Source organism: Telmatospirillum sp. J64-1 (assembly GCF_006980715.1).
GTDB lineage: Bacteria > Pseudomonadota > Alphaproteobacteria > Rhodospirillales > Magnetospirillaceae > Oleiliquidispirillum > Oleiliquidispirillum nitrogeniifigens.
Genome location: NZ_SBHN01000002.1, coordinates 201,121 through 228,070, shown reverse-complemented (window position 1 = coordinate 228,070; position 26,950 = coordinate 201,121). Strand labels below are relative to the sequence as shown.

Here is a 26,950-nt window from a genome sequence, read left to right as displayed (position 1 = left end):
ACCAGCGGGAATACCGCCAGGACTGGCTGAATGACATCCACACTGCTTTTGGCGCCCGGGGCTTGATCGCCCTGGTCTGGTTCTTCGGCAGCCTATTCGCCGAACAGATCCGCGAGATCCACAAAAGCTACCCCTTCCTTGAAGTCGTGGGCGAGGCCGGCGCCGGTAAATCGACCCTGATCGAATTCCTCTGGAAGCTGGTCGGCCGTACCGATTACGAAGGCTTCGACCCCAACAAATCCACCCAGGCCGCACGCTCGCGCAACATGACCCAGGTGGCCAACCTGCCCGTGTCGCTGATCGAAAGCGACCGCGAGGACAGCGCCAAGGCTAGGCAGTTCGATTGGGACGAACTGAAGACTGCCTATAACGGCCGCCCCAGCCGGGCCACCGGCGTGCATAACGGCGGCAACGAAACCAACGAGCCGCCTTTCCGGGGCTCGATCCTGATCAGCCAGAATGCTGCCGTGAACGCCTCCGAAGCGATCATGCAGCGTATCGTCCATGTCCACTTCGACACCTCGGGCCATACCTCGGCCAGCCGGGCAGCTGCCGATGCCCTGGCTTCGGTGCCGGTCGAAACCGTCAGCCACTTCCTGATCATGGCCACCCGCGCCGAGCGGATGGTGATGGAAACGGTGCGGAAGGAGACCCCCCGGTTCGAGGCCGAGTTGATGCGCCACCCCGAGATCCGGCTTCAGCGCATAGGCAAGAATCACGGCCAGTTGATGGCCCTGACCCTCGCGCTGGCCGACCTGATCAAGATGCCTGTCGCCTGGCGCGAGGAGATCCTTCAGGCCCTGCGCGATGCCGCCGTCCAGCGCCAGCGCGCACTCGCTGCTGATCACCCGATCGTCGAGGAGTTCTGGGAACTCTACGACTACCTGGGCGACCACATCATGAATCACAGCAGGGATGGCACCGTGATCGCCATCAATCTCAATTACTTTCAGCGTATCGCCGCGTCGCAGAACCAGCCGCTCCCCCCGCTGAAAGACCTGAAGACACACCTCAAGACCAGCCGCAGCCGCCGCTTCATCGGCATCAAGGCCGTGAACAGCGCCATCGAGGCCCATAACGGCCAGGGTAAGACGGTGAAGTGCTGGATCTTCGAACGGGAGAAATAAGCCATGAACAGATTCGATGCTGCCGCCGCATGGGACAGCCTGCCCGAAGAAGCACAGCGGGCCTTCGGGATCGCGGCCTTGATTTCCGTCATCGGCGCTGAGGGCGAGGACCGGGGCTTGGCCCCGCTGCAGGGCTATATCGCTGCCGCCCACGAAGGCGCCCATGCGGCCAAGATGATTGCTGCCGATCATGGGCTTCTGCCTGATCTCCTGCGCCTGCCGGATCTCGCCCTTATCGGCGTCCAGGCCTGCCCGGGATGCGGATGTACCGACGCCTGCAGCTGCGCCACGGTCGGCGAAGAACCCTGTCATTGGACCGCCACGGGCTTGTGCAGTGCCTGCGCGGCCGCCGCCGAAGGCCAGGAAGCCACCTTCGCCGGTAAGCTGCTGGTCAGAGAAGGCGGCTACCTGCTGAACGTCGAGATCGTCGACGGCAACGAGACGACACGCGCCTTCAAGATTGACGGCAGCTTCCTGTCCAGGGACGAGAACGGTCGATGGCTGTTTGTCGACGGCTTCCTGTACGGCACGTTCCGCTCGGCCCTTCTCGATGACGGACCAGCCAGCGATGTGGCGGCCGCCGCTCTTTCCGCCCTGGGTGTCCCGGTTCTGGATTTGGGCACCGCCCAGCAGCGTGTCTCCGACGCCGGCGTGCCTCTCCTCAACATCACCTTGATGGAACGCCGCCAGGCGGCCGCCCGCAAAGAGGCGGGAATGTTGAGCGGAGGGAAAGAATGAAGCTCGATCTCTTCGCTGGCCATGCGCCGGCAATCCTCGCGCGCCCTGAAGGGCGGGAAATCATCGTCGACAGCTTCGCTGGTGGCGGCGGGGCCTCGACCGGGATTGAGATGGCCCTTGGCCGCTCACCAGACGTGGCGATCAATCATGATCCGGAAGCGGTGGCCATGCACGCCATCAACCACCCGGGCACGGTTCATTACTGCCAGAATATCTGGCAAGTGAACCCGGCTGAGGTGGCGTCAGGCCGCCCCATCGGGTTGGCTTGGTTTTCGCCGGATTGCAAGCATTTCAGCAAGGCCAAAGGCGGCAAGCCGCGCAGCAAGAACATCCGTGATCTGGCCTGGATCGTGGTGGCCTATGCCAAGCTGCCGCGCCACATCCGCCCCCGCGTGATCTGCCTCGAAAATGTCGAAGAATTCCAGTCCTGGGGGCCGCTGCTTGAAGATGGGGCGCCTTGTCCGGAGCGAAAGGGCGAGACATTCCGCCAGTGGGTGGGCGAACTGAAGCGTCTGGGCTACCGGGTGGAGTGGCGCGAGCTGCGCGCCTGTGATTACGGCGCCCCGACGATCCGCAAGCGGCTGTTTCTAGTCGCGCGCATGGATGGTGAACCCATCGTATGGCCCGCGCCGACACATGGCGCCCCCGATAGTGGGGAAGTTGTGGTGGGGAACCGTCAGCCTTGGAGAACAGCGGCGGAAATCATCGAGTGGTCCGTCCCTTGCCGCTCCATCTTCGACCGTGACAAGCCGTTGGCAGAGGCCACCATGCGCCGCATCTTCAACGGGCTGAATCGCTATATCCTCAATCATGCGGACCCGTTCATCATTCCGGTCACGCATCAGGGTGATTATCGGGTCCATGGCATCCATGAGCCTGTGCGGACGATCACCACTGCCAAGCGGGGGGAGCTGGCGCTGATTGCGCCGTTTTTGACTAAGTTCCGGAATGGCAGTATCGGCTCCGGCATAGAAGAGCCGGTTCACACAATCACCTGCTCGCACTCCAATCATCATCCGGGTGGCGCCGCGCCTATCGGCTTGGTCGCTGCCTGGCTCGCCCAGCACAACACCGGCGTCACCGGCCATGATGCCCGCGAGCCGGTCTCGACCGTGCTGGGTACCGGCAGCCATCAGGGTCTTGTCACCAGCCATCTGGTCAAACTGCGCGGTACTTGCGCTGACGGGCAGTCGGTCAACGATCCGCTGCATACGATCAGTGCGCAGGGTCAGCATTTCGGCGAGGTCCGGGCTTTCTTGACCAAATATTACAGCCAGGGTGCGCCGGCCCAGGATTGCCGGGATCCGCTGCATACCATTCCGACCCGAGATCGCTTCGGCTTGGTCACGGTGGCTGGCACCACATGGCAGATCGCCGATATCGGTTTGCGCATGCTGACGCCCCGCGAACTGTACAGAGCTCAAGGTTTTCCGGACAGCTACATCATCGATTTCGAATATGGCGGTCGCCCCCTGCCGAAGTACAGCCAGGTCCGCATGTGCGGCAATTCGGTCTGTCCGCCGATGGCGGCCGCAATGGTCGGAGCCAACGCGCCAGAGCTGGCGGTCAAGCTGGAGGCTGCCCAATGAACATTGATCCCTATGATGATGAACGCGCGCGTCTTCGGGCAGCCATCATCGAAGTGCTGCGCGAGCAGGGGCCATGCTGGACCTATGTGCTGCGCAATTGGCTCACCATGCGCGACCGGAACGGCGGCCCCGCGCCATTCACAAGCCTGAGTACGTCTCAGGTTCGCCGGGAATGCGAACGTATGATGCGGGATGGCCTTCTTGAACGCCTGCCGACCTTTTCGGCGCTCTACATCAACTGGGGCCTGAAGGCCTCCCCTTTGCAGACCGGAGAATGACCATGGAACTGAAATCGAAAATCAACGCCGTGGTGAGCGCGGCGCACGGCGCTAGCACCGCCGCCGGATGGTGGGCGAACACCGACATTCACGGTGATCGACACGTTGTCCCCGCCAAGCTGTGCCTGATCCACTCTGAAATCAGCGAGGCCATGGAAGGCCACCGCAAGGGCCTGATGGACGACAAGCTTCCGCACCGGCCCATGATCGAGGTCGAGTTGGCCGACGCGCTGATCCGCATCGCCGATCTGGCCGGCGCCCTCGGCTTGGACCTCGGCGGCGCCGTCGAAGAGAAGATGGCTTTCAACGCCCAGCGCGCCGACCACAAGCCGGCGGCCCGCGCTGCTGCCGGCGGCAAATCATACTGATGTCCCCTTTGCAGACCGAGGAATGACCATGGATCAGCAAGAAGACTGCCCGTTCGTCGCCCGCCTCAAGCCGTCGAGTGAATACGCCCACCAAACGAAACCGGGTGTCTGGTTTCCGGTTACGTTCCGCTACCGCTACGACGACTTCTTCATCAACGGGAACCAGAACACCTACCGGCTGAAGGACGTGCACCTCGGCGTGCTGCTCCCCGACGGCAAGGTGCTCAAGCTGTAACGCAGGAGGCACCCGAATGACTATTCCGTTTGCCAAAGTGGGCGGCACTATGCCGCCCGATGTGGGACAGCGAGAAGTCACCTATCTTGTTCACATTAGAGCCGGTAGGGACTGGCGCTATGGAGCTATTGAGGTGCATGGCGACGAGGCGCTACGCGATCGCATCATTGATTTGCTCAACGAAGGTGAGAGGGGAAAGAATGGTTGAGCAGATCGACCAGTTGGCCCAGACCCTGATCGCAGCGATCGCCGAAGTATCCAGTCCTGTCTCGCTGATGAGCGCCGCCGAGGCCGCTGCGGAGTTAGGAATTTCCGAAAAGGTTTTCCGCCGGGAAGTGAGAGCCCGAAAAATTCGTTTTGTCCTGGTCGGCAAGCGGCGCAAATTTACGCGGCAGGATCTGCGCGATTACCTCAACCGTCAGCGAGATGCTATCCCACCATGTCGGTCTACCGGCCAAAAAACTCGCCGCACTACCACTATGACTTTGTCATCCAAGGTCGTCGCTTTCACGGATCTACAGGCGCAACGGGCCGGGAAGACGCCAAAGCGATAGAAGCCGAGAAACGCCGGGAGGCGGCCAGGCAGATTCATCTTGGGGAAAAACCTAAGATGACCCTAGACCAAGCCTTGGGCCGGTACTGGACGGAGGTCAGCCAGCACAGGGCGAGCGCCAATGACGATTTCGCCCGCATGGCCCGCCTCAACGAATTGATCGGCAAGTCGCGCCTGCTGTCAGAGATCACTGACAACCAGGTAGCCCTGTTTGTGGCCAAGCGCCGGGGACAGAAGGCACGTTACAAGGACACCCTTGTCGCCCCTGGCACCGTGAACCGGGATACTGAGCTGTTGCGCAGGGTCTTCCGCCGCGCGAAGCGTGTCTGGAAAGTCGAGATGGGGGAGGAGATCGACTGGAGCCTGCATCTCCTCGAGGAGCCTGACGAGCGCGTCCGCGAACTGACGGCCGAGGAACAGGAAAAGCTCTTCAAGCATCTGCGCGAGGACATGCGGCCCATGGTGGAGTTCGCCATCATGGCCGGTATGCGCCTGGCTAACGTGATCCGGCTGACCTGGAAGCAGATTGACCTGCAGGCCGGCGTCATCACCATGAAGATGAAGTCTTCCAAGCCCGGCGGGCGCATCCACACTCTGCCCATCACCCCGGCGATGCGCGTTCTGCTGGCCAACCAGGTCGGCCACCACCCGATCTACGTCTTCACCTATGTCTGTGAAAAATCGCGCCAGAGCCGCCAGAAGGGGGAACGCTATCCCTATTCCAAGGACGGGTGGCGCAAAAAGTGGAAAGACGCCCTGAACGCCGCCGACATCGAGGATTTCCGTTTCCACGACACCCGCCATACCGCCGCGACCCGAACCCTGCGCGCCAGCGGGAATCTCAAGGTGGTGCAGAAGATGCTGGGCCACACCGACATCCACACCACCGCGCGCTATGCTCATGCCATGCATGACGACATCCTCGCCGCTATGACAGCCGCCCAGTCCCGGAATAGTCCCGAACAAAAGCCTCAAGCCTCCAAGCGCAAGCGCCAGAAGGCCTAGAAAAATTGCGGATTACAGAGGGAGCGGGGGAGAAGGCAGGCGACTGATCCCAAAGCTGGCGCTCTACCAGGCTGAGCTACACCCCGTGCCGCGCTTTGTAAGGGGTTTTAGACACTTTGGCAAGCCCGCCAAAAGAGGTCGTTTGCGCACTTTTCAGCAGGTTCCGGGACGATAGTCCCGAAATAGACCTGTATAATGTTCTCTTTATGTTCTTTCCTCGTTTCCGTATCTCCTCCCTGCGTTCGGCATAACTGATCATTATTTCCGAACAATTTTTTCGGATGCTCCTGGGATAATGGGAAAGCCATGACTTTCCCGGAGGGGCCGAAATGTTTCAGGGTTTTGTGGAGGAGCGGATCGAAGGCGAAGGCGCTTTCCTGTTTGTCCGCCGTGCCGGTCCCCAGGACGCACCGCCGCTTGTGCTCTTGCATGGTTATCCGCAGACCTCGGCCATGTGGCACCGGGTCGCCCCGGAACTTGCCCGGTCGTATCAGGTCATTTGCCCCGATTTGCGCGGATATGGCCGGTCGGACAAGCCGATCTCCAATCCCTCGCATGAGCCCTATTCCAAGCGCGCCATGGCACGGGACATCGTCGCCGTGATGAGGCGGCTGGGGCATGAGCGGTTTCTGGTGGGGGCTCATGACCGCGGGGCACGGGTGGCCCATCGGCTGGGCCTCGACCATCCGGAACGGGTCATCGCGATGACCCTCCTGGACATCGCCCCCACCCGCGAAATGTATGCCGGGACCACCGCCAAATTTGCCCAGGCCTATTGGCACTGGTTCTTCCTGATCCAGAACCACCCAATCCCCGAGCAGATGATCGGCGCCGATCCCGAAGGCTACTGGAAGCTGAAATGCTTCAATCAGGCAGGCGGCGGGACTCCGTTTGCCCCCGAGGCTTTGGCGGAATATTTGGCGGCATTCTCGGACCCGAGCGCCATTCATGCCAGCTGCGAGGATTACCGTGCGGCGGCGAGCATCGATATCGACCATGACGATGCCGATCAGGGTCGGAAACTCGCGATGCCAGTTCTGGCGCTCTGGGCAAGGCGCGGTGTGATCGAGAGCTGCTTCGACGCACTGGATCTGTGGCGCCAGCGCGCGGAACGGGTCGAAGGGAGGGCCCTCGACGCCACCCATTACATGGCCGAGGAAATCCCGGATGAGATCGTCGCCCAGATGACCAGCTTCTTTGCCCGTCACGTGTCTCCGGAAAAAGCGGGTCGGTGAGCCGGACGCGGACAGGACGAGCGCGTGGAGGTACGCAGGGTGTATGATCCGCGAGGCGGAGTTCGGCGGGCGGAGTGAATGCGCCCCCGTCGGCAGTTCCCTGTCATTGCGTGGAAGGAATCGGCTTGGATATCAGGCAGCTGGAATGTTTTGTTGCCGTCGCGGAAGAACTTCATTTCCGCCGCGCGAGCGAGCGTCTGGGGCTCAGCCAGTCCGCCTTGTCCGAACGCATTTCCGCCCTCGAATACGAGATCGGCGCCCGGCTCCTTTTCCGCACGACTCGTCAGGTCAGCCTGACCCAGGCGGGGGCGGAGTTCGTCAAGGACGCGAAGAAGATTCTCGCGGATATCGAAACATCACTTTCCAACATCCGTCGCACTGCCGAATCCGACCTGCGCCATATCCGGGTGAGCGGGGTGGACGAGGCCATTACCATGTTGCTGCCCCGTGCCTTGCTGGCGTTCCGGAAAACGGACCCGAAGGTGCATGTGCAATTGCTGGAGATCTCCTCTTCCGAACAGCATCTCCAGGAACTGGTCAGTCACCGGACGGATGTCGCTTTCATCCGTTCTCCTTGCGCCGATGACTTCATCGCCAGCGAATTCCTTTACCGTCAGCCTGTCGTGGTGGTGTTGGCCGAGACGAATCCCTTGGCGAAGGCTGCCTCGCTTTCCGTTTCGGACATCTTGGATCAGCCGGTTGTCGGCTATCCCAAACATGCGCGGCCGATCCTGCACGAGACGCTTTGGAGCGGCTTCCGGCAGCTTGGCGCACAGCCGAACATCGTGTGCGAGGTCATGGACAAGTCGACCCTGCTTCGCTTCGTGGCGCATGGCCTCGGCATCGCCTTGGTGCCGGAATGGGTCAAGAATATCGCCCCGCCCGGTGTCACCTTCGTTCCGTTCCAGTCCTGCGGAAATGTGATCGAACTCCACGTCGCATACCGGAAATCCAACACCTCCAACACCCTAGGCAGCTTCCTCGATGTCGTCAGGGAATGTTGCCGGAGCGATCGGGCCTGATCTCCTTTCCGGAACACCCTGCTTCCCAGCCGCCGGAGGAGTTTTCCTTCAGCTCGGATTCCCGAAGGCGATAGCGCTTCACTGCGCCTTTTCGGCTTCGCGTTCGCCGGCTTCGGCCTCTTCCCACCGGCCCAGGAAGCGCAAGGCGGCTTCGTGGAAGACGAGGGGGCGCAGCAGGTCGTGGTCGGGCAGGCGAGTGTCGGGGGGCAGCAGCAGGAAGGCGCTGGTTTCTTCCGGCGAGGCGCCGCCATGGGAGCCGTTCTCGATGGCGAAATTGATTGGGCGCACACCATGGCGCCAGCCGCAGATCACCATGTCTCCGGCATCGACGTGATGGGCCAGGGCGACAAGGTCCTCGGCGGCGGCATCCAGGAAGGGATGGTCCGCCCCCAACAGCTGTACGCGGTCGCGCGGCAGCTGGAATTCCCCTTCCTCGGTCCAGGCCCGGGCGAGGCCGGGGCCGCCGGCGACCAGGACCAGGGGAACCTTGGCCTTCACCGCCAGGGCTTCGGCCAAGCGTTCGCGCTCGCCCTCGGCCAGAGGGCGGCGGGCATAGACCAGCCCCACCGGTCCCAGGGCCGTGACGACGAAGGCGCTGTCGGGATCGTCGTCATCCTCGAGCGTGGTGCCGGGAACCATCTTCTTCAGCCAGCGCAGGTCCAGAAGGTCGGCCCGCTGGTATTGCATGCTGGCTTCGCCGCCCCGGCGCTGTACCCGCAATTCGGAAAAGGCGTCCGAGATGGCGGCTTCGATCATGCGGCCATGGATCTTGTGATAGGAGGTGGCATCGATCTGGCCGTGGTCGGAATAGATCCAGACCTCGTATTCCCGGCCCGCCGTCGGCCCCTTGGCGGCGCGCCAGATGCGGGCGATGGAATCGTCGATGCCCTTCAGCCCCCAATGGGCGAAATAGGAGGAGGGACCACGCCGGTGGGATTGCTCGTCATAGCCCAGGAAATTGAGCTGGACCACGGGCAAGCCGCGGGCGATGTCGATCTTGGCGCCGATGGTGATCAATTCGCGCAGGCCGACCGCGATGGCGACGCGCACGGGAACGAACTTCATTTCCTGGGTCAGGCGGTGGCCCTTCATGATGCCGTGCAGGGCATCCCAGAGGGCGAGGCCGAATTCCAGCATCAGCAGGGCGAAGATGCGCAGGAAGCTGTAGAGATTGGTCAGGACCAGCAGGGCCAGCGAGAAGGGACGGGCCGAGCGCAGGATCGGTCCCAGCCCCAAAGCGGACGAGCAGAAATGCGCTTCTTCCTCGCTGGCGCCACCGGTGAAGATGTTGGAATAGGCGCTGCCGCCGGTCATCAGGGGGCGGCCGCAACTGCACAGGCGGGCTTCGATCTCCGAGGCCGCGCCGGGCGAGAACATGCGCACCACCTGACCGGAATGGCTGTCGCGGAAACTGAAGGCCGGGACGGCCGATTTGACGCCGTAGAACAATTCCGCCTGGACCGCCGGGGTGGTCGAGGGCAGGCCGGAATACATGCGGTGCAATTCGTGATCCTTCTTGCGGATCAGGCGCTTGAGGAACGGCATGCGGTTGTTGGCCAGGGCCCGCTTCAATTGCTCGAAGGCAAGGCCGTCCACCTGGATCAGCACCAGCCCCTTCTGGCTGGGGGCATGGGTGTCGCGCGACAGCCGCAACAGGCGGATGGCGAATTCGCTGCGGTTGAAGCGGCGGCGCAGGCTGCGCCATAGTACGGAAAGGCGGCGTATCTTCATTGCCTGGGCCGTTCGCGATGTTCGCTTCCGGTGGCCGCGCCGACCAAAAGATCCCATTCGGCACGGATCATGCGCAGGGCGGCGCTCCAGCCGCTGAGTTCGGCTTCGCTGTCCTTCTTCAGGCGCCGTTCCAGCGTCAATTCCCGGTAAATCCCCACGGCCCGTTCCACCGACCGTTCCAGCGAGAAGGCCACTGCGGTTTCCCGTACCTCTTGCAGGATACCGGCCCGTTCATCGGGAGAAAGGCGCGACATCCACATCAGCGCCCCGGCGAAGGTCACTTCGTTCTCGGCGGGCAGCAGGCAGCCGTTCCGCCGGTCGCGCACCACTTCGCGGCAGCCGGGCGCATCGACCGCCACCACCGGCACGCCAGCGGCCATGGCCTCGGCCAGGACCATTCCCTGAGTCTCGCTTTGCGAAGCGAAGGCGAAGACGTCCATGGCACGATAGGCGGAGGCCAGCATGGCACCCTCCAACTGGCCGGGCATGTGCAGGCGGCTGGTCAGGCCGGCGCGGACGAAAGCCTCGCGGACCACCTTTTCCGAAGGACCCTTGCCGACCAGCAGGAAATGGGCGCGCGGTTCGGCGGCCATGAAAGCGATCACGGCGCGGGCGAGGAATTCCAAGTTCTTTTCCGGCGCCAGCCGTCCGACATGGCCGACCAGGAAGGCATCGGGTGGAATATCCAGCACGGCGCGCATGCCGGGCCCGCTGCCGCGATCGAATTCTTCCAGCCTGACGCCGGTGGGGATCACGGTGATGGGCGTCTCCACATTGCGCTCGCGGAGGATATCGGCCACCGACTCGCTGGGGGCGAAGATGTGGTCGCAGAGATTGGCGTAGCTGGTCGAGAGATTGACCACGAAACGGCGCAGGGTTTCCGAATCGCCCGGCACGTAATGAGTGTACTGCTCGTACATGGTGTGATGGGTGAAGACCAGCGGCAGGTCCAGGCGCCGCGACAGGCGCAGCGCCGTCGAGCCCAGCAGGAAGGGGTGATGGGCGTGGATCAGCTCCGGGGCGAAGGCCTCGATGGCCTCGTCGAGCAGGCCGGGTACGGGCAGGACGACGGAGAAGTCGCTGCCGTTGAAATGCTGGAGGGCGGGAACCCGGACGACATCCTGCTCATGCTCGGGCATGTCCTCGAATTCCGGGGCGACCACCAGGACCTTGTGTCCGAGGCGGCGGTATGCCTGGGTGAAGGCATCCACCGAGCGGGCCACGCCCCCCACATGAGGGGCGTAGGTATTGGTCATCATCATGATGTTCATGATGCGACACCAACCCTGCCGATGATGACGGAACCGGCCTCGCCGCCGATTTCCACGGGATCGTAGCCGGGCAGACGGACCTGGACCGGCGGCGCCTTGCCGTCATGCCAGTCGGCCTGCCAGGTCACTTCGACCTCGTCCGCATTGCGCATGGCCGCCGTAACGGTGACGGTACCGAAAGTGGTGGGGGCGGGGCCCAGGCTCACCGGTCGTTCTCCCAGCCATTCCTGGGGGACGCCGGAACACAGAACCAGCATGTCTTCTTCCTCGCGCAGGAAACAGTTACGGACCATCAGGACCCATTCAGCGGCCGCCCAGATATGCTGGCCGTCGCCCATGCAGCCGCCGCCGGAATGGGGGTGAATGGCTTCGGGCCATTGTCCGGTGGGCGAGGCGAGATTGGCGACAATGCGCATCAGGTCCCAATAGCGGGGGTCACCGCCACGTAGCAGTACCTGGGCGACATGCAATGTCAAGTAGGCGTTCAGGCCGCTGTGGATCATGTCCTGGAAGAAGGCGCCATCGACGAAGCAGGCATCCATCAGGTATTCCGCCGTATCCAGGGCGCGCTCGTCCCGTGGCGGGCACAGCGCCAGCGGATAGGACAGGACCAGCGAACCGACTGCCCCGGCATCCAGGCGTCGGCCCGGCGCGGCGGGCAGGGCGGGGCGCTTCAGCCGCTGGCGGACCTTTTCCAGGCTGCGGTCGATAGCCTGGGCGAAGGCTCCGGCTTCGCAGGAGAATTCCGCGCGCGTGGCGGAATCGCCCAGGCTGGCGGCCATGCGCATGGCGGCCTGCAATCCGGCCAAGCCCCAGAAATCGTCCCAGTAGTAATAATCGTTGGGGCCCAGATGCTCGGCCGAGAAGCCGGCGGGCAGCAATCCGGCATGCAATTCGTCGCCGCCGCCTTTCAGCCGCTTGCCGCCGATCCAACGGGCACCCTTCTTGATGGACTCCCACCATTCGGACTTGGGCTTGCGGTTGGTCATGCGGCAGAAGCGTTCCAGGATCCAGATGGCCTCGCCGTTGGAATCCCATTCGCCATCCTGGGAATGGTAATAGCCGTTGGCCTTCTGGCGCGAGGGGAAGCGGTCGAGCGACCGTTCGGCGCGGTCGGTCAGCCCGGCGCAGAGCAGGGCATGGATGATGAAGGCGGCATCGCGGAACCAGAAGCGCTTGTAGGTATAGGGGCCGGGATAGATGTCTTCCGAGGAATGCAGCACCAGCGAACGGATGGCCGTATCGTAAAGACGCTGGAAGCGGACGTCGGGAACGGTCAGGCGGCAATGGCCTTCCAGGGCCTTGCTCCAGCTAACGCTGGACGGGGAACCCTCCAGCGGGATGTCCACCACCACCTTCTTCGGCGCGCCGGGCTGAAGGCGGAACAGGGCGGCCACGGTCAGCATACCCACGTCGCATTCGCCCGCGGTCTCGTCGCTGAGGTCGTTGAGATGGATGTAGACGTCGCCATTGCCGTAGGGCGAGACATGATGGCGGTCGGCGGGCTGGTCGAACACGACCGTCTTCCCAGATGTTTCGGGCGTGCCGCCTTCGACGGACCAGCTGCGCCGGTCGCCCGACAGGCGCACCTTCTGTACCAGGCTGACGCCTTCGGGATTGTAGGGCCGCAGGGTGACGATCACCCATCCTTCGGCATCGGCTTCGGCGGTCACCGTCTGCCGGCAGATCTGGCGGCCGCCTTCCTGTGCCACTTCGGCCCGGGTGATCAGGGACAGGCGCTCCTGATTGGTGCGCGTGACGACCGCCAGCCCGTCGCCCAGTTCCAGGCTCTGGTCGGCATGGCCCTTGTCGCCATGGCTGACGCGCGAGGGCAGCAGGATGCGCCCGTCGTCGCTCATCACCCAGGCATCCAGCGACCAGCCGTCGAAGAAGGGAGTGAGCAGGCCGCGCGCGTCGACAATGGGTAATTCATTGTTGTCGGGCATGCCCACGGCCGTCCAGTTGCGCTGGCTCAGATTGACATGGGTGATGGAAAAGGCGCGCGGAACGAAGGAGATGTCCTTGGGGTCGAACTGGCGTTCCACCCAATAGGGCCAGACCCAATCCCGGTTGTGCTGGATCACGCGGCTGTTGATCAGGCCACGGGCATGGAACACCACCCCGGCGCGCAGTAATTCGATGGGCTCGGCGACCTCGGAAGGCTGCGCGAAACCCTGCAGCCGGGCCAGCAGGGCCATGGGATCGATAAAGCCGTGGGCGCGTGCGGCACGGCGCACCATGTATTGCCAGGGGAGCCACTTCCATAGCATGGCCGGGCCTTCCTCCTCTTCTGCGTCGCATGTTGGGCAATGATCCGTAAGAGCATATGGGGCCATCATTCCCGCCGCGCAGCCCTGCCCTCAGGAGAATTGGAAAAGTCGCGTTCGCGGCCACATGAGAGGACAGCGAGAAATATGGATAAACAGCCAAGACGAGGAAGCCGCCCATGACGACCGATCTCGTCCTCATGCTCGTCATATGGGTCGCGGTTCTGGCATTGGCCGTACCCTACGTGAACAGAAAGCGCCATCCGGACCATCAGCCTTTCGCTGCCTGGATGATCTTCGCCAGCGTTTTCACCATTGCGGCGGCGGTGATCTATGCCGTTCTTTCCGCGATCCTGGTGCTGACGGGGGCGTCGAACATCCTGCGGATGGGGGCGGGGACCATCCTGTTCCTGGGGCTGGTCTTCGTGCCCGCCTTCTTTGCCGCGCGGCTGATGATCCTCAAGAAACCGGGCAAAGCCCCGCATACGAGGCCGCCGGGATGACTGAGCCGGGATTCGAGAAGATCGCCTTGGATACGGGCTGGGTGATGGCCGGGCGGGGGAGATTCATTGTCCTCGCCCCTGATCTGGTGCAGAGCGAGGGTGGCACCGGACTCTATTGGTATCCCCACCGTGAATTCGGGGATTTCGTCCTGCGTATCGAATGGATGGCGACGGAGAAAGAGGACAATTCCGGCGTTTTCATCCGCTTTCCCCCCTTGGGCAGGGACAATCCGGACCAGGATTGGAAGCTGGCCGTGGACCAGGGGCTGGAGGTGCAGATCGACGATACCGGGCTCGACCCGCGCAGCGGGGCGCTGGACCAGCCGCTGCACCGCACCGGGGCGATCTATGGATTGGCCCCGGCCGAGGTCCTGGCCTCCAATCCCTTGGGGGAATGGAATGAATTCCAGATTACCGCGGAAGGGCCGGTGGTGACGGTGATGCTCAACGGCATCACCGTTGCCCAATTGACCGAGGATCGCGGAAGGCCAAGAAGTGGTCATCTGGGGTTGCAGAACCATCATCCGGATTCCCGCGTCCGCTTCCGTAATCTGCGGATAAAGGTGATATGAAAAACCGGGAGGGGCTTGCGGCTCCTCCCGGTTTTCAAAGTCTTGCCAGCGCAACCCCGTTCACTGCATCTGGGGCTGCTGCTGTTGCATCGGCACCTGTCCTTGCTGGGGCTGCATACCGGGGGCGGTCTGGCCCATCAGGGTGGACATGCTTTGCTGATCCGGAACGCCGGTAACCGGCAGTCCCTGTCGCGCCTGATAGGCAGCCATGGCATTCAAGGTCGCGGTATCCAATTCCCCGCTGGGCGTCACCTGGTAACCCTGCTGCGCCAGGCGCTGTTGCAGCGCCTGCACCGTTCCCCGGTTCATCCGGCGAATATCCATGGCCTGGCCGCCCATGCCGCCCTGCATCTGGCGGGCACCGGGGCTCATGCGCTGTTGCATGCCCTGCATGCCGGGCTGCTCGGCCATGCCCGCCTGTCCCTGCATGCCCATCGGTTGCCGGCCCTGCATGGCGGCGGCCCCCGGCGTGGAACGTTGCTGCATCTGATCCATGCCGCCGGGCTGCCGCAGGGCCCTCTCCTGACCCGTTACCGCATTTGGCGGGACACCCTGCTGCATGGTGCCGGGCTGGTTGAGGCCTTGCTCGCCGAGGCCTTGCTGCATTGTTCCATGCTGCATGACGTCCGGCTGGCCGCCCCAGCCATGCTGGTCCATGCCTTGCTGCATCCTCCCGGGTTCGGTGCCGTATTGGACATGGCCCTGCTGCATCTGCCCGCCGGTCCGGGGAGTCATGTTTTCCTGCTGCTGCTGTCTCAGCAGGCTTTCCATCTGACGCCGGGGCGCGTCGTCCTGGGCCAGGGCGGGGCCGACGGTGAGACTGCCGGCCAAGGCGATGGCGACGATTGTTCTCATCCTATCCTCCTGCTTCTGAATTATGAGCGCCCTGCGGAGCCCCGCCCGATTCCCGTGTCCAGGGAGGAAGGCGTGCCGCCGCGTTCGTCATGCCTACCGGCTTCCTGTCCCGAAACCGGTCCGGTGGCGGGATCGACGCGGCTGCCGGCCTGGTCGGGAGCTCCGCCCGAAACCTCGCCGCCTTGGCCGAGTATTTCCCTTTCGGCCTGCAGCCAGTGTTCATGTTCCCGTCCGGCGGGGCGGCCTTGGTCTTCCCAAAGCTCGTAGGCCCGTCGGCGAATCTGCTCTTCGACAGGGAAGAGTCGCTGCGGCATGAATCCATCTCCGCTCCAGCATTGCATCCAGACTCAGAACGAATGGGGCGGGGGGATGTTCCCAAGGAGGAGGGATGCAAAAGGCGGGAGCCGCGAGGACCCCCGCCAGGCAACTGACAACGGGACCGGCCAGCCCTACTTGGTTTCGCCAAGGCCCTTCATCACATCGGCCATGTTGCCGTATTCGCGCTGGGGCATCTGTTGCAGGACGTCCAGGACGTCCTTGTCGGCATCGTTGCCCTTGGCATGCTTGACCAGGTCATCCTTCTTTGCCGGGAAGTCCATGTTCTTGAGAAAATGGGCGATATTCGAGGGCGAATGCCCACCCATGCCTCTGGCCATGTCGTTTCTCCTCTAGCAGTTGAATGGCTCCGTGCTCAGTGGCTCTTGTCCTTGTCGCTGGGTCTTTCTTTCTGCTGATTGACCTCGCTTGCCTTGCTTTCGGTCTCTTCGAAATCATCCGGATTGCGGGAGGCGGCCTCGGCCCATTCGCCAGGCGTCATCACCTTGTCGGGTTGCTTCTGGGATTTGTTCTGCTCGGCCATCTGCCTCTCCTTTCGAGCGGGGGTGGTGCAAGAGAGAACAGGCCGCGTGCCTTTTGGTTCACCGGGAATTCTTCTTTCGGAACATGTCATGCGGAACAGTGTTCCGCGCGTATCGGGAATCCGAAGAGGAAAGGAGGCGGTAATGGCGGTCCTGTTCCTGATGCAGGCTGGGCCTGCCTTGTCCCAGGCGCCGGGGAGTCAGGAACAGCGTTTCGACCCCGAAGCGCGGCAATGCTGGACCGAGGTCCTGGACTTCACCCGCCAGTGGTACATCACTGCCTACGGCATAGAAACACAGGAGGAGGAGCGGGACCGGGAACCTCACGGCCAGCCGCTGACGCCGCGGCAGGAAATCTGGCAATTGCGCGAGGCGGCGCGGGTGCTGGCCGATAACGGCCAGGTCGATGAATGCCGGATGCTGCTGGCCGAGATGCGGGAACTGGCGGACGGCTATGCCGCCGGGCAGGAGCCAGGGCTGATGCGCGACCCCATCGAGGCGGCGCGACCCGAGGATGATTCTTCTGACACTGGCGCCGGAGAAGGAGAGGGGGCTGCTACCAGATGACCTTGCTGAGGTCCTCGCCCCTGTCCCGCAAATCGGCGAAGCGGCGCTCGGCCGTGGCGCGGTCGCTCCAGCCGTCTTCGCCGACCACCCGCTCCATTCCCTCGGGCGTGTCCGGTCCCTCTCGCCGGGTCCCGCCCTGCAGGGAATAGACATGGCCGTTGCGTGTCTCGACCAGCGCATAGCGGTCATTCCCGTCGGTGATCAGTCTCAGGCTTCCCGCCTGTTGCAGGATGCTGATCCGCGCCATATATGCTGCCTCCCGATTCCCAGGACCGCCGATAGCGGAGTCTTCATTTCCTTATTCATATAAGGGTGCCCTCGGGTGCGTGCAGGGGGCTCGGCGAGGCGGATGAGGCAGGGGGCGGCTTTCCCTGCTTTTTTCGTGGAAGAGGCCTGGAAATAGGCTATGCCGAAAGCTATATGCGCCTTCAACATCATATTCCCGGGAATGGGTGCCTCCATTGAGCCTCCGCAAGGCATGACTCCGTGACCATCGCTCTGATTCCCGGCATTCATTTGTGAACAGTTAATCGAAAAAACAATTTTTCGGCCGACCCACCGGCAGGGCCGATTCCTACCCGTTGGGGGAGGAAATCGCGGCGATTCTATGGCTTGTCGTCTTGACAGTGACACAGGGCTGGATTAAACCAGCGCCACTCGCGCGGGTTCGCTCCGGGGGTGTAGCTCAGTCGGTTAGAGCGCTGGCCTGTCACGCCAGAGGTCGCGGGTTCGAGCCCCGTCACTCCCGCCATTCCCGGGTATTCTTTCCGGAGCGGGCGGGTCTGTCGCGCAACGATTTAGTTAACGGCTTGGAGGCGTTGCGCGGACCAATTCTTTGGCATCATTTCCCAGACGTTGGCGATTCCTTTGGCTGATTTCATCTCAGTCGCTTGACCGCTGCGTGGTTAACCGTGCCCAGGAAAATGCCGCACCCCGCCACCGGCTTCGTCTTACCTGAAGGGCAGACAAGATGGACGGATTGCTCCTCGAATACCTGCCGATCCTGATCTTCATCGGCATCGCCGTGGTGGTCGCTGGCGCTGCCGTGGCCGCCTCCTATATCGCTGCAAGGCAGCGGCCTGACAGCGAGAAGACCTCCGCTTATGAATGCGGCTTCGATGCGTTCGACGACGCTCGCAGCAAGTTCGAGGTCCGTTTCTATCTCGTCGCCATCCTCTTCATCATCTTCGACCTGGAAGTGGCCTTCCTCTTCCCCTGGGCGGTGTCGCTCGGCGAAGTCGGCATGTTCGGCTTCTGGTCGATGATGGTCTTCCTGGGCGTGCTGACCATCGGCTTCATCTATGAATGGAAGAAGGGAGCCCTGGAATGGGAGTGACCCACGGTAACACCGCCCCCCTGCAGCCCGGCGCCGCACAGGACCGCGTCATGCAGGCTGTGGCTGAAGAGCTCAACGAAAAGGGCTTCGTCCTGGCGAATGTGGACAAGCTGGTCAACTGGGCGCGCACCGGCTCGATGTGGCCGATGACCTTCGGTCTGGCCTGCTGCGCCGTCGAGATGATGCACACGGCCTGTTCGCGCTACGACCTCGACCGCTTCGGCATCGTCTTCCGTCCCAGCCCGCGCCAGTCCGACGTGATGATCGTCGCCGGCACGCTGACCAACAAGATGGCCCCGGCCCTGCGCAAGGTCTACGACCAGATGGCCGAGCCGCGCTGGGTGATCTCGATGGGCTCCTGCGCCAATGGCGGGGGCTATTATCACTATTCCTATTCGGTGGTGCGCGGCTGCGACCGCATCGTGCCCGTGGACATCTACGTCCCCGGCTGCCCGCCGACCGCCGAGGCGCTGCTCTACGGCATCCTGCAACTTCAGAAGAAGATCCGGCGGACCGGCACGATTGCCCGCTGATCCAGGCCTGACCGGCGAGGGACTATGACGCAAGTGCTTCAAGACCTGGGTGATTACATCTCTGCCGCGCTTCCCCAGGAAGTGCTGAAGGTGGAAATCGCCCATGGCGAACTCATGATTACGGTGCGTGCCAGTGCCGTCGTCAAGGTTCTTACCTTCCTGCGCGATGACAGCAACTGCCTGTTCAAGCAGTTGATGGACCTGTGCGGCGTCGATTATCCGGCGCGCGAGCTGCGCTTCGATGTCGTCTACAACCTGCTTAGCCTGAAGCACAACCAGCGCATCCGCGTGAAGATCGAAACCGACGAGGACACGCCCGTTCCGTCGGTGACCGGCGTCTTCTCCACGGCGGCCTGGTTCGAGCGTGAAGCCTGGGACATGTACGGGATCTTCTTCTCCGATCATCCCGACCTGCGCCGCCTGCTGACCGATTACGGCTTCGAGGGGCATCCGCTGCGCAAGGACTTCCCGCTGACCGGCTATGTCGAAGTGCGTTACGACGACGAGCAGAAGCGTGTGGTCTACGAGCCGGTGAAGCTGCAACAGGAATTCCGCAGCTTTGACTTCCTGAGCCCCTGGGAAGGCGGCGGCATGCTGCCGGGCGACGAGAAGGCGGGAGAACGCTGAGATGGCCGAAGCCGAAATCAAGAACTACACGATGAATTTCGGGCCGCAGCATCCGGCGGCCCACGGCGTGCTGCGTCTCGTGCTCGAACTGGGCGGCGAGGTGGTCGAGCGCGCCGATCCTCATATCGGCCTGCTCCATCGCGGTACCGAAAAGCTGATCGAGCACAAGACCTATCTCCAGGCGACGCCCTATTTCGACCGCCTGGACTATGTCTGCCCGATGAACCAGGAACACGCCTTCGTGCTGGCGGCGGAAAAGCTGATGGGGCTGGAAGTTCCCAAGCGCGCCCAGTACATCCGCGTGCTCTTCTCCGAAATCGGCCGCATCCTGAACCATCTGCTGAACGTGACGACCTATGCCATGGACGTCGGTGCCATGACGCCGATGCTCTGGGCGTTCGAAGAGCGCGAGAAGCTGATGGAATTCTACGAGCGTGTGTCGGGAGCCCGGCTGCACGCCAACTATTTCCGCGTCGGCGGCGTCGCTTTCGACCTGCCGGAAGGGCTGCTTGAAGACATCGCCGTGTGGGCGGACGAATTCCCGAAATTCACCGGCGACATGGAAGCCATGCTGACGGGCAACCGTATCTTCAAGCAGCGTACGGTCGATATCGGCATCGTCACGCCCGAACAGGCGCTGGATTGGGGCTTCTCCGGTCCGAATCTGCGGGCCTCCGGCTTTGCCTGGGATCTGCGCAAGGCGCAGCCCTACGATTCCTACGAAGATTTCGAGTTCGATATTCCCATCGGCAAGAACGGCGATTGCTACGACCGGTATCTGGTGCGTGTGGAGGAGATGTATCAATCTCTCTCGATTATCAAGCAGTGCCTCGAAAAAATACCGCAGGCCGAGGGACGCCACCGCATCAACGACCGCAAGGTGTCGCCACCGCCGCGGGCCGAGATGAAGCGTTCGATGGAAGCCCTGATCCATCACTTCAAGCTCTACACCGAGGGTTATCACGTGCCAGCGGGCGAGACCTATTGCGTGGTCGAGGCGCCCAAGGGCGAGTTCGGCGTCTATCTGGTCTCGGACGGCACCAACAAGCCCTATCGCTGCAAGATCCGGGCGCCGGGCTATGCCCACCTCCAGGGCCTGGACTTCATGAGCAAGGGCCACATGCTAGCCGACGTTGTGGCCAATATCGGCTCCATTGACATCGTTTTCGGCGAGATCGACCGATGAGCGCAAGCACTACCCAGACCGAGAAGGCCGATGTCCAGCCGGAAAGCTTCGCCTTCAGCGAAGAGAACATGGCCAAGGCCCGCGCCTTCATCGCCAAGTATCCCGAAGGCCGCCAGCAGAGCGCGGTGATGCCCCTGCTCGACCTGGCCCAGCGCCAGGAAGGCTGGGTGTCGCTGCCGGCGATGAACTATATCGCCGACATGCTGGGCATGGAGCCGATCCGGGTTTACGAGGTCGCGACCTTCTACACCATGTACCAGCTCAAGCCGGTCGGTAAGCATCACCTGGAAGTGTGCACCAACCTGCCGTGCATGCTGCGCGGTGCCGAGGACATCGTCGACGTGCTGAAGCAGGAACTGGGCGTGGATGTGGGCGAGACCACCGCCGACGGCCTGTTCACCCTGTCCGAGGCGGAATGCCTGGGTGCCTGCGCCAATGCGCCCATGATGCAGATCGGCGATTTCTATTACGAAGACCTGGACGCCGAGAGCGTCCGCTCGATCATCCAGGCCCTGAGGAAGGGCGAGCAGCCCAAGCCCGGCTCGCAGATCGGCCGCACCGGCTCCGAGCCGGCCGGCGGTCTGACCTCGCTTTGCGGCGGCTGCGGCCAGAAGGGGGAGAAGTCCTGATGCTGCGCGACCAGGATCGCATCTTCACCAATCTCTACGGTCGTGAGGACTGGCGCCTGTCCGGTGCCCGCGCCCGTGGCGATTGGGACAATACCAAGGACATCATCGCCAAGGGCCGCGACTGGATCATCGAGGAGATGAAGCAGTCGGGCCTGCGCGGCCGTGGCGGCGCGGGCTTCCCAACCGGCGTCAAGTGGTCCTTCATGCCCAAGCAGTCGGACGGCCGGCCCCATTATCTGGTGGTCAACGCCGACGAAGGCGAGCCGGGCACCTGCAAGGACCGCGAGATCATGCGCCACGACCCGCATAAGCTGGTCGAGGGCTGCCTGCTCGCGAGCTTCGCCATGGGCGCCCATGCCGCCTACATCTATATCCGCGGTGAATTCGTCCAGGAGGCCGTTCATCTCCAGGCCGCCATCGACGAGGCCTACGATGCCGGTCTGATCGGCAAGAATGCCTGCGGGTCCGGCTGGGATTTCGACCTCTACATCCATCGCGGCGCCGGGGCCTATATCTGCGGCGAGGAAACCGCGCTGATCGAAAGCCTGGAAGGCAAGAAGGGCCAGCCGCGCCTGAAGCCGCCTTTCCCGGCCGGTGTCGGCCTGTACGGCTGCCCGACCACGGTCAATAACGTCGAATCCATCGCCGTGGCGCCGACCATCCTGCGTCGTGGCGCCACCTGGTTCGCCGGGATCGGCCGCCCCAACAATACCGGCACCAAGATCTTCTCGATCTCCGGCCACGTGAACAATCCGTGCAACGTGGAAGAGGAAATGGGCATTCCGCTGCGGGAACTCATCGAGAAGCATTGCGGCGGCGTGCGCGGCGGCTGGGACAACCTGCTGGCCATCATTCCCGGCGGTTCGTCGGTTCCGGCGCTGCCCAAGCATATCTGCGACGACATGCTGATGGACTTCGACTCGCTGCGCGCCGTCAAGTCGGGCCTGGGCACGGCAGCGGTGATCGTCATGGACAAGTCCACCGACATCGTCCGCGCCATCACCCGCCTGTCGCGCTTCTACAAGCATGAAAGCTGCGGCCAGTGCACGCCCTGCCGTGAAGGCACGGGCTGGATGTGGCGTGTGATGGAACGCATGGCCACCGGCAACGCGACCATCGACGAGATCGACATGCTCGAAGACGTCACCCGTCAGGTCGAAGGTCACACCATCTGCGCCCTGGGCGATGCGGCCGCTTGGCCGATCCAGGGCCTGATTCGTCACTTCCGCCCGGAAATGGAGCGGAAAATCGCGGAATACCGCGCGGCCGCTACCGGCCGGGCGGCCTAGGAGGACCCATGCCCAAACTGACCATCGATGGCATCGAGGTTGAAGTCGAGGCCGGGACGACGATCCTGCAGGCCTGCGAGACCATCGGCGTCGAGATTCCGCGCTTCTGCTACCACGAACGCCTGAATATCGCCGGCAATTGCCGCATGTGCCTGGTCGAGGTGGAGAAGGCCCCCAAGCCGGTGGCTTCCTGCGCCATGCCGGTCGCCGAGGGGATGGTGGTGCATACCGACACGCCCGGCGTCCACAAGGCCCGCAAGGGCGTCATGGAATTCCTGCTGATCAACCACCCGCTGGATTGCCCGATCTGCGACCAGGGCGGTGAATGCGACCTGCAGGATCAGGCCATGGCCTTCGGCGGCGACCGTGGCCGCTATGCCGAGAGCAAGCGCGCGGTGCGCGACAAGGATTTCGGTCCGCTGATCTCGACCTGGATGACCCGCTGCATCCATTGCACCCGCTGCATCCGCTTCTCCAAGGAAGTGGCCGGCGTGCCCGAACTGGGCGCGACGGGGCGTGGCGAGAACATGGAAGTCACCACCTATGTCGAGAAGGCTCTGTCGAGCGAGCTTTCCGGCAACATGATCGACCTTTGCCCGGTCGGCGCCCTGACCAACCGGCCCTATGCCTTCAAGGCGCGGCCCTGGGAATTGCGCAAGACCGAGAGCATCGACGTGATGGACGCCGTCGGCGCCAACATCCGCGTCGATGTGCGTGGCAACGAAGTCCTGCGCGTCCTTCCCCGTCTGAACGAAGAGATCAACGAGGAATGGATCAGCGACAAGACCCGCTTCGCCTGTGACGGCCTGAGCAAGCAGCGCCTGGACCGGCCCTATCTGCGCGTCGACGGCAAGCTGCAGCCCACCACCTGGGCCGCCGCCTTCGCCGCCATCGCCGATAAGGTCAAGGGTCTGCCCGGCAGCAAGATCGCCGCGATCGCCGGCGACCAGGCCGATGCCGAAGCCATGATGGCGCTGAAGGATCTGATGGCCGGGCTGGGATCGGCCAATATCGATTGCCGCCAGGACGGTGCCGCCATCGATGCCTCGACCCGCGCCGCCTATCTGTTCAACAGCACCATCGCCGGTATCGAAGACGCCGACGCCATCCTGCTGATCGGCAGCAATCCGCGCTGGGAAGCGCCGCTGGTCAACGCCCGCATCCGTAAGCGCTATCTGCGCGGCGGCCTGAAGGTCGGCGTGCTGGGCGAGCGCCTGAACCTGACCTATGGCTACGAGCATCTGGGCACGGATGCCGGTCCGCTCCAGTCCATCCTGGACGGCAGCCATGCCTTCGCCCAGGTCCTCAAGGACGCCAAGCGTCCGATGATCATCCTCGGCATGGGCGCCCTGAGCCGTCCCGACGGCGCGGCGATCCTTGGCCTAGCCCGCAAGCTGGCCGAAGCCACCGGCGCCGTGAGCGAGGAGTGGAACAGCTTCAACCTGCTGCACACCGCCGCCGCGCGCGTCGGCGGCCTGGATCTCGGCTTCGTGCCGGGGCAGGGCGGCCGTGATGTCGCCGGTATCCTGGACGGGGCGCAGAAGGGCGAGATCTCGGTGGTCTACCTGCTGGCGGCCGACGAGATCGACACCGCCAAGCTGGGCAACGCCTTCGTGATCTATCAGGGCCATCACGGTGATGCCGGCGCCCATCGCGCCGACGTGATCCTGCCGGGTGCCGCCTATACCGAGAAGAACGCGACCTACGTCAATCTGGAAGGCCGCGTCCAGCGCACCCAGCTGGCCGTCTTCCCGCCGGGCGACGCCAAGGAGGATTGGAAGATCCTGCGTGCGCTGTCCGAGGCGCTGGGCCACAAGCTGCCCTATGACGGCATCGTGCAGCTGCGCGCCCGCATGGCCCAGGTCAATCCGGTCTTCGCCACCGTCGATGAGGTGGTGCCGGCGTCCTGGGGCAGCTTCGGCGGGGAAGGGGAACTGTCCGGCGCGCCTTTCGTCTCGCCCATCAAGAATTTCTACATGACCGACCCGATCAGCCGCTCGTCCAAGACCATGGCCGATTGCTCTGCGCTGTTCGTTAACGGCCAACAGGAGAAGACGGGGACCCATGGCTGACTTCGTCGATGGCTACGTTCTGCCGACGGCCATAATTGTCGCGCAGATTTTGGCGATTGTTCTGCCTCTGCTGGTGGCGGTCGCCTACCTGACCTATGCCGAGCGCAAGGTCATCGCCGCAATGCAGATGCGCAAGGGTCCCAATGTGGTGGGGCCCTTCGGGCTGCTGCAGCCGCTGGCTGACGGCCTGAAGCTGTTCATGAAGGAAACGGTCGTGCCGTCGGGCGCCAACCGTGCGGTCTTCGTGCTGGCGCCGATGCTGACCTTCATCCTCAGCCTGATCGCCTGGGCCGTGATCCCCTTCAACGAAGGCTGGGTGCTGGCCGACATCAATGTCGGCGTGCTCTATCTCTTCGCCATCTCCAGCCTTGGCGTCTACGGCATCATCATGGCCGGTTGGGCGTCCAACTCGAAATACGCCTTCCTGGGCGCCATGCGCTCGGCCGCGCAGATGGTGTCCTACGAGGTCTCCATCGGCCTGGTGATGATCTCGGTCCTGCTGACTGCCGGCACGCTGAACCTCTCGCAGCTGGTCGAGGCGCAGAAGACGGTGTGGTACGTCATTCCGCACCTGCCGATGTTCGTCATCTTCTTCATTTCGGCCCTGGCCGAGACCAACCGCGCGCCCTTCGACCTGCCTGAAGCGGAAGCCGAGCTGGTGTCGGGCTACAACGTCGAATATTCGTCGATGACCTTCGCCCTGTTCTTCCTGGGCGAATACGCGAACATGATCCTGATGAGCGGGATCATGACCATCCTGTTCCTGGGAGGCTGGCTGCCGCCGCTGGACATCGCGCCCTTCAACTGGATTCCCGGCATCGTCTGGTTCGGCCTGAAGGTCGCCCTGCTGCTGTTCGGTTTCCTGTGGGTGCGTGCCACGTTCCCGCGCTACCGCTACGACCAGCTGATGCGTCTGGGCTGGAAGGTTTTCCTGCCGTTCTCGCTGATCTGGCTGGTCCTGACCGCTGGCGTGCTGATGGCAACCGGCTGGGTTCCCACCAAGTGAGAGGGCTCTAGACCATGTCGTTTCTCGATCGCAGCGCTCGGGCCTTCCTGCTGACGGAACTTCTGTCGGGTATGGCTCTCACTCTGCGCTACATGTTCAAGCCGAAGGCGACCATCAACTATCCCTTCGAAAAGGGCCCGCTCAGCCCGCGTTTCCGTGGCGAGCACGCCTTGCGCCGCTATCCCAACGGGGAAGAGCGCTGCATCTCGTGCAAGCTGTGCGAGGCGGTCTGCCCGGCCCTGGCCATCACCATCGAAGGTGACGTCCGTGCCGATGACGGTTCGCGCCGTACCCGGCGCTACGACATCGATATGACCAAGTGCATCTATTGCGGCATGTGCCAGGAATCCTGTCCGGTCGACGCCATCGTCGAGGGGCCGAACTTCGAGTTCGCCACCGAGACCCGGTCCGAGCTGATGTACAACAAGGAAAAACTTCTGGCGAACGGCGACCGGTGGGAAACCGAACTGGCCGCCCGCATCGCGGCCGACGCGCCGTACCGGTAAGGGGATTAGACCGGTTATGACATTCTTCGCATCCAAAAGCTCCGGCACCGCCGGAGCTTTCGCAAGGGGGGCCGCATGATCGTCCAGGCTCTTGTTTTCTACATGTTCGCGGCCATCGCGGTCGCCGGGGGGGTGATGGTCATTTCGGCCCGCAACCCCGTCCATTCCGTGCTCTTCCTGATCCTGGTGTTCTTCAACGCCGCCGGCCTGTTCCTGCTGCTGGGCGCGGAATTCCTCGCCATGGTGCTGGTCGTGGTCTATGTGGGCGCGGTCGCCGTTCTCTTCCTCTTCGTGGTGATGATGCTCGACATCAATTACCTGAAGCTCCGGGAAGGCTTCCTGCAATATCTCCCCACGGGTGCCCTGGTCGGTCTGGTGCTGCTGGTCGAGCTTGGACTGGTTTTGGGAAGCTGGGTCTTCGCGCCCGAAGCCCCGGCCCAACTGGCCGCGCCGACGCCTGCCGACCTCACCAATACCGAGGCGCTGGGTCAGATCGTCTACACCCAGTACGTCTATCTGTTCCAGGCTGCCGGTTTGATCCTGCTGGTCGCCATGGTGGGCACCATCCTGCTCACCTTGCGGGCCCGTGACGGCGTGCGCCGGCAGAATATCAGCCGGCAGATCAGCCGCACCCGCGAGGAATCCGTCGAGATCCGCAAGGTACCGACCCGGGGGGGCATCTGATGGAAATCGGTTTGGCACATTACCTGGTGGTGGCGGCGATCCTGTTCACCACCGGCGTTCTCGGTCTCTTCCTGAACCGGAAGAACGTCATCATCATCATGATGTCGCTCGAGCTGATGCTGCTTGCGGTGAACATCAACCTGGTGGCCTTCTCGGCCTATCTCCAGGACATGGTCGGGCAGGTCTTCACCATGTTCGTCCTCACCGTCGCCGCGGCCGAAGCCGCCATCGGTCTGGCCATCGTGGTGATCTTCTTCCGTAACCGCGGCACCATCGCCGTGGAAGAAATCAGCCAGATGAAGGGGTGAG

General features: G+C 63.2%; 32 protein-coding genes, 1 tRNA gene and 1 pseudogene. 26 read left to right on the top strand and 8 right to left on the bottom strand.

Annotated elements, in window-relative coordinates; all coding sequences use genetic code 11:
• The 11 genes and pseudogenes from EPD66_RS24525 to EPD66_RS03330 form a co-directional block, all read left to right on the top strand.
• Positions 1-1,127: pseudogene (locus EPD66_RS24525) on the top strand (bifunctional DNA primase/helicase); the annotation flags it as partial.
• A gap of 3 nt (positions 1,128-1,130) precedes the next feature.
• Positions 1,131-1,865 (top strand): hypothetical protein, encoded by a 735-nt coding sequence (locus EPD66_RS03370; protein WP_142847064.1) that lies wholly within the window; start codon positions 1,131-1,133, stop codon positions 1,863-1,865.
• A complete protein-coding gene (locus EPD66_RS03365) occupies positions 1,862-3,454 on the top strand; it encodes a DNA cytosine methyltransferase (RefSeq protein ID WP_142847063.1) in 1,593 nt (530 codons plus the stop codon). Before EPD66_RS03370 ends, EPD66_RS03365 begins: the two co-directional genes overlap by 4 nt.
• Complete coding sequence (locus EPD66_RS03360; protein WP_142847062.1) at positions 3,451-3,732, top strand: hypothetical protein; 282 nt, start codon at positions 3,451-3,453, stop codon at positions 3,730-3,732. The genes EPD66_RS03365 and EPD66_RS03360 overlap by 4 nt, the downstream gene beginning before the upstream one ends.
• A 2-nt stretch (positions 3,733-3,734) precedes the next feature.
• Positions 3,735-4,100, top strand: a complete 366-nt coding sequence (locus EPD66_RS03355; RefSeq protein ID WP_142847061.1) for a hypothetical protein — start codon at positions 3,735-3,737, stop codon at positions 4,098-4,100.
• Between the two features lie 28 nt (positions 4,101-4,128).
• Positions 4,129-4,335, top strand: coding sequence for a hypothetical protein (locus tag EPD66_RS03350; protein WP_142847060.1), 207 nt, complete (start codon positions 4,129-4,131; stop codon positions 4,333-4,335).
• Between the two features lie 16 nt (positions 4,336-4,351).
• Positions 4,352-4,543: a hypothetical protein gene (locus tag EPD66_RS23950; RefSeq protein ID WP_185961230.1), complete on the top strand. Its 192-nt coding sequence runs from the start codon at positions 4,352-4,354 to the stop codon at positions 4,541-4,543.
• On the top strand, positions 4,536-4,889 hold the full coding sequence (locus EPD66_RS03345; RefSeq protein ID WP_185961229.1) for a helix-turn-helix domain-containing protein: 354 nt from the start codon (positions 4,536-4,538) through the stop codon (positions 4,887-4,889). The genes EPD66_RS23950 and EPD66_RS03345 overlap by 8 nt, the downstream gene beginning before the upstream one ends.
• Before the next feature lie 56 nt (positions 4,890-4,945).
• Positions 4,946-5,893: a site-specific integrase gene (locus EPD66_RS03340; protein ID WP_185961228.1), complete on the top strand. Its 948-nt coding sequence runs from the start codon at positions 4,946-4,948 to the stop codon at positions 5,891-5,893.
• Positions 5,894-6,222: 329 nt separating this feature from the next.
• Positions 6,223-7,128: an alpha/beta fold hydrolase gene (locus tag EPD66_RS03335; RefSeq protein WP_142847057.1), complete on the top strand. Its 906-nt coding sequence runs from the start codon at positions 6,223-6,225 to the stop codon at positions 7,126-7,128.
• A gap of 125 nt (positions 7,129-7,253) precedes the next feature.
• A complete protein-coding gene (locus tag EPD66_RS03330; protein WP_142847056.1) occupies positions 7,254-8,150 on the top strand; it encodes a LysR family transcriptional regulator in 897 nt (298 codons plus the stop codon).
• A gap of 78 nt (positions 8,151-8,228) precedes the next feature.
• On the opposite strand, the gene EPD66_RS03325 is transcribed toward EPD66_RS03330, so the two are convergent.
• From EPD66_RS03325 to EPD66_RS03315, 3 genes are read right to left on the bottom strand one after another with little or no spacing between them, the layout of a single operon-like run.
• Positions 8,229-9,881, bottom strand: a complete 1,653-nt coding sequence (locus EPD66_RS03325) for a hypothetical protein (protein WP_142847055.1) — start codon at positions 9,879-9,881, stop codon at positions 8,229-8,231.
• On the bottom strand, positions 9,878-11,152 hold the full coding sequence (locus tag EPD66_RS03320; RefSeq protein WP_142847054.1) for a glycosyltransferase: 1,275 nt from the start codon (positions 11,150-11,152) through the stop codon (positions 9,878-9,880). The genes EPD66_RS03325 and EPD66_RS03320 overlap by 4 nt, the downstream gene beginning before the upstream one ends.
• The gene (locus EPD66_RS03315) at positions 11,149-13,422 is read right to left on the bottom strand and encodes a hypothetical protein (RefSeq protein WP_142847053.1); all 2,274 of its coding nucleotides are present in this window, start codon (positions 13,420-13,422) and stop codon (positions 11,149-11,151) included. Before EPD66_RS03315 ends, EPD66_RS03320 begins: the two co-directional genes overlap by 4 nt.
• 176 nt (positions 13,423-13,598) lie before the next feature.
• Here EPD66_RS03315 and EPD66_RS23945 point away from each other — a divergent pair, with 176 nt between their 5' ends.
• Positions 13,599-13,922 (top strand): hypothetical protein, encoded by a 324-nt coding sequence (locus EPD66_RS23945; RefSeq protein WP_185961227.1) that lies wholly within the window; start codon positions 13,599-13,601, stop codon positions 13,920-13,922.
• Positions 13,919-14,494 carry a DUF1080 domain-containing protein gene (locus EPD66_RS23940; protein ID WP_185961226.1) on the top strand — a complete coding sequence of 192 codons (576 nt, stop codon included), beginning with the start codon at positions 13,919-13,921 and terminating at the stop codon, positions 14,492-14,494. The genes EPD66_RS23945 and EPD66_RS23940 overlap by 4 nt, the downstream gene beginning before the upstream one ends.
• Before the next feature lie 60 nt (positions 14,495-14,554).
• Here EPD66_RS23940 and EPD66_RS03305 read toward each other — a convergent pair whose 3' ends face one another.
• From EPD66_RS03305 to EPD66_RS23935, 4 genes are all read right to left on the bottom strand, one after another.
• Positions 14,555-15,349 carry a peptidoglycan-binding domain-containing protein gene (locus EPD66_RS03305; RefSeq protein WP_142847051.1) on the bottom strand — a complete coding sequence of 265 codons (795 nt, stop codon included), beginning with the start codon at positions 15,347-15,349 and terminating at the stop codon, positions 14,555-14,557.
• Between the two features lie 20 nt (positions 15,350-15,369).
• Entirely contained in the window at positions 15,370-15,663 is a 294-nt protein-coding gene (locus EPD66_RS03300; protein ID WP_142847050.1) for a DUF2934 domain-containing protein, read from the bottom strand.
• Positions 15,664-15,798: 135 nt separating this feature from the next.
• A complete protein-coding gene (locus EPD66_RS03295) occupies positions 15,799-16,005 on the bottom strand; it encodes a DUF2795 domain-containing protein (RefSeq protein ID WP_185961225.1) in 207 nt (68 codons plus the stop codon).
• 35 nt (positions 16,006-16,040) lie between these two features.
• Positions 16,041-16,208: a hypothetical protein gene (locus EPD66_RS23935; RefSeq protein WP_185961224.1), complete on the bottom strand. Its 168-nt coding sequence runs from the start codon at positions 16,206-16,208 to the stop codon at positions 16,041-16,043.
• 142 nt (positions 16,209-16,350) lie between these two features.
• On the opposite strand from EPD66_RS23935, the gene EPD66_RS03290 reads away from it, so the two are divergent.
• Positions 16,351-16,773 carry a hypothetical protein gene (locus tag EPD66_RS03290; RefSeq protein WP_142847049.1) on the top strand — a complete coding sequence of 141 codons (423 nt, stop codon included), beginning with the start codon at positions 16,351-16,353 and terminating at the stop codon, positions 16,771-16,773.
• On the opposite strand, the gene EPD66_RS03285 is transcribed toward EPD66_RS03290, so the two are convergent.
• Positions 16,763-17,020, bottom strand: a complete 258-nt coding sequence (locus tag EPD66_RS03285) for a hypothetical protein (RefSeq protein ID WP_142847048.1) — start codon at positions 17,018-17,020, stop codon at positions 16,763-16,765. The genes EPD66_RS03290 and EPD66_RS03285 overlap by 11 nt on opposite strands.
• Before the next feature lie 427 nt (positions 17,021-17,447).
• Here EPD66_RS03285 and EPD66_RS03280 point away from each other — a divergent pair.
• The 12 genes from EPD66_RS03280 to nuoK all read left to right on the top strand — a co-directional run bounded on the left by EPD66_RS03280 (position 17,448) and on the right by nuoK (position 26,949).
• Positions 17,448-17,524: transfer RNA gene (locus EPD66_RS03280), tRNA-Asp, on the top strand.
• A gap of 219 nt (positions 17,525-17,743) precedes the next feature.
• Complete coding sequence (locus EPD66_RS03275; protein ID WP_142847047.1) at positions 17,744-18,109, top strand: NADH-quinone oxidoreductase subunit A; 366 nt, start codon at positions 17,744-17,746, stop codon at positions 18,107-18,109.
• A complete protein-coding gene (locus EPD66_RS03270; RefSeq protein ID WP_142847046.1) occupies positions 18,100-18,642 on the top strand; it encodes an NADH-quinone oxidoreductase subunit B family protein in 543 nt (180 codons plus the stop codon). The genes EPD66_RS03275 and EPD66_RS03270 overlap by 10 nt, the downstream gene beginning before the upstream one ends.
• Before the next feature lie 24 nt (positions 18,643-18,666).
• Positions 18,667-19,269: an NADH-quinone oxidoreductase subunit C gene (locus tag EPD66_RS03265; protein ID WP_142847045.1), complete on the top strand. Its 603-nt coding sequence runs from the start codon at positions 18,667-18,669 to the stop codon at positions 19,267-19,269.
• 1 nt (position 19,270) lies between these two features.
• Positions 19,271-20,455 (top strand): NADH-quinone oxidoreductase subunit D, encoded by a 1,185-nt coding sequence (locus EPD66_RS03260; protein ID WP_142847044.1) that lies wholly within the window; start codon positions 19,271-19,273, stop codon positions 20,453-20,455.
• Positions 20,452-21,084 carry an NADH-quinone oxidoreductase subunit NuoE gene (nuoE, locus tag EPD66_RS03255; protein ID WP_142847043.1) on the top strand — a complete coding sequence of 211 codons (633 nt, stop codon included), beginning with the start codon at positions 20,452-20,454 and terminating at the stop codon, positions 21,082-21,084. The genes EPD66_RS03260 and nuoE overlap by 4 nt, the downstream gene beginning before the upstream one ends.
• The gene (nuoF, locus tag EPD66_RS03250; RefSeq protein ID WP_142847042.1) at positions 21,084-22,373 is read left to right on the top strand and encodes an NADH-quinone oxidoreductase subunit NuoF; all 1,290 of its coding nucleotides are present in this window, start codon (positions 21,084-21,086) and stop codon (positions 22,371-22,373) included. Before nuoE ends, nuoF begins: the two co-directional genes overlap by 1 nt.
• Positions 22,374-22,381: 8 nt before the next feature.
• Positions 22,382-24,445: an NADH-quinone oxidoreductase subunit NuoG gene (gene nuoG, locus EPD66_RS03245; protein WP_142847041.1), complete on the top strand. Its 2,064-nt coding sequence runs from the start codon at positions 22,382-22,384 to the stop codon at positions 24,443-24,445.
• A complete protein-coding gene (nuoH, locus tag EPD66_RS03240) occupies positions 24,438-25,451 on the top strand; it encodes an NADH-quinone oxidoreductase subunit NuoH (protein WP_142847040.1) in 1,014 nt (337 codons plus the stop codon). The genes nuoG and nuoH overlap by 8 nt, the downstream gene beginning before the upstream one ends.
• Before the next feature lie 14 nt (positions 25,452-25,465).
• Positions 25,466-25,957: an NADH-quinone oxidoreductase subunit NuoI gene (gene nuoI, locus EPD66_RS03235; protein ID WP_142847039.1), complete on the top strand. Its 492-nt coding sequence runs from the start codon at positions 25,466-25,468 to the stop codon at positions 25,955-25,957.
• Positions 25,958-26,032: 75 nt separating this feature from the next.
• Positions 26,033-26,641 carry an NADH-quinone oxidoreductase subunit J gene (locus tag EPD66_RS03230; RefSeq protein WP_142847038.1) on the top strand — a complete coding sequence of 203 codons (609 nt, stop codon included), beginning with the start codon at positions 26,033-26,035 and terminating at the stop codon, positions 26,639-26,641.
• Entirely contained in the window at positions 26,641-26,949 is a 309-nt protein-coding gene (gene nuoK / locus EPD66_RS03225) for an NADH-quinone oxidoreductase subunit NuoK (RefSeq protein ID WP_142847037.1), read from the top strand. The genes EPD66_RS03230 and nuoK overlap by 1 nt, the downstream gene beginning before the upstream one ends.
• The last annotated feature ends 1 nt before the right edge of the window (position 26,950 follow it).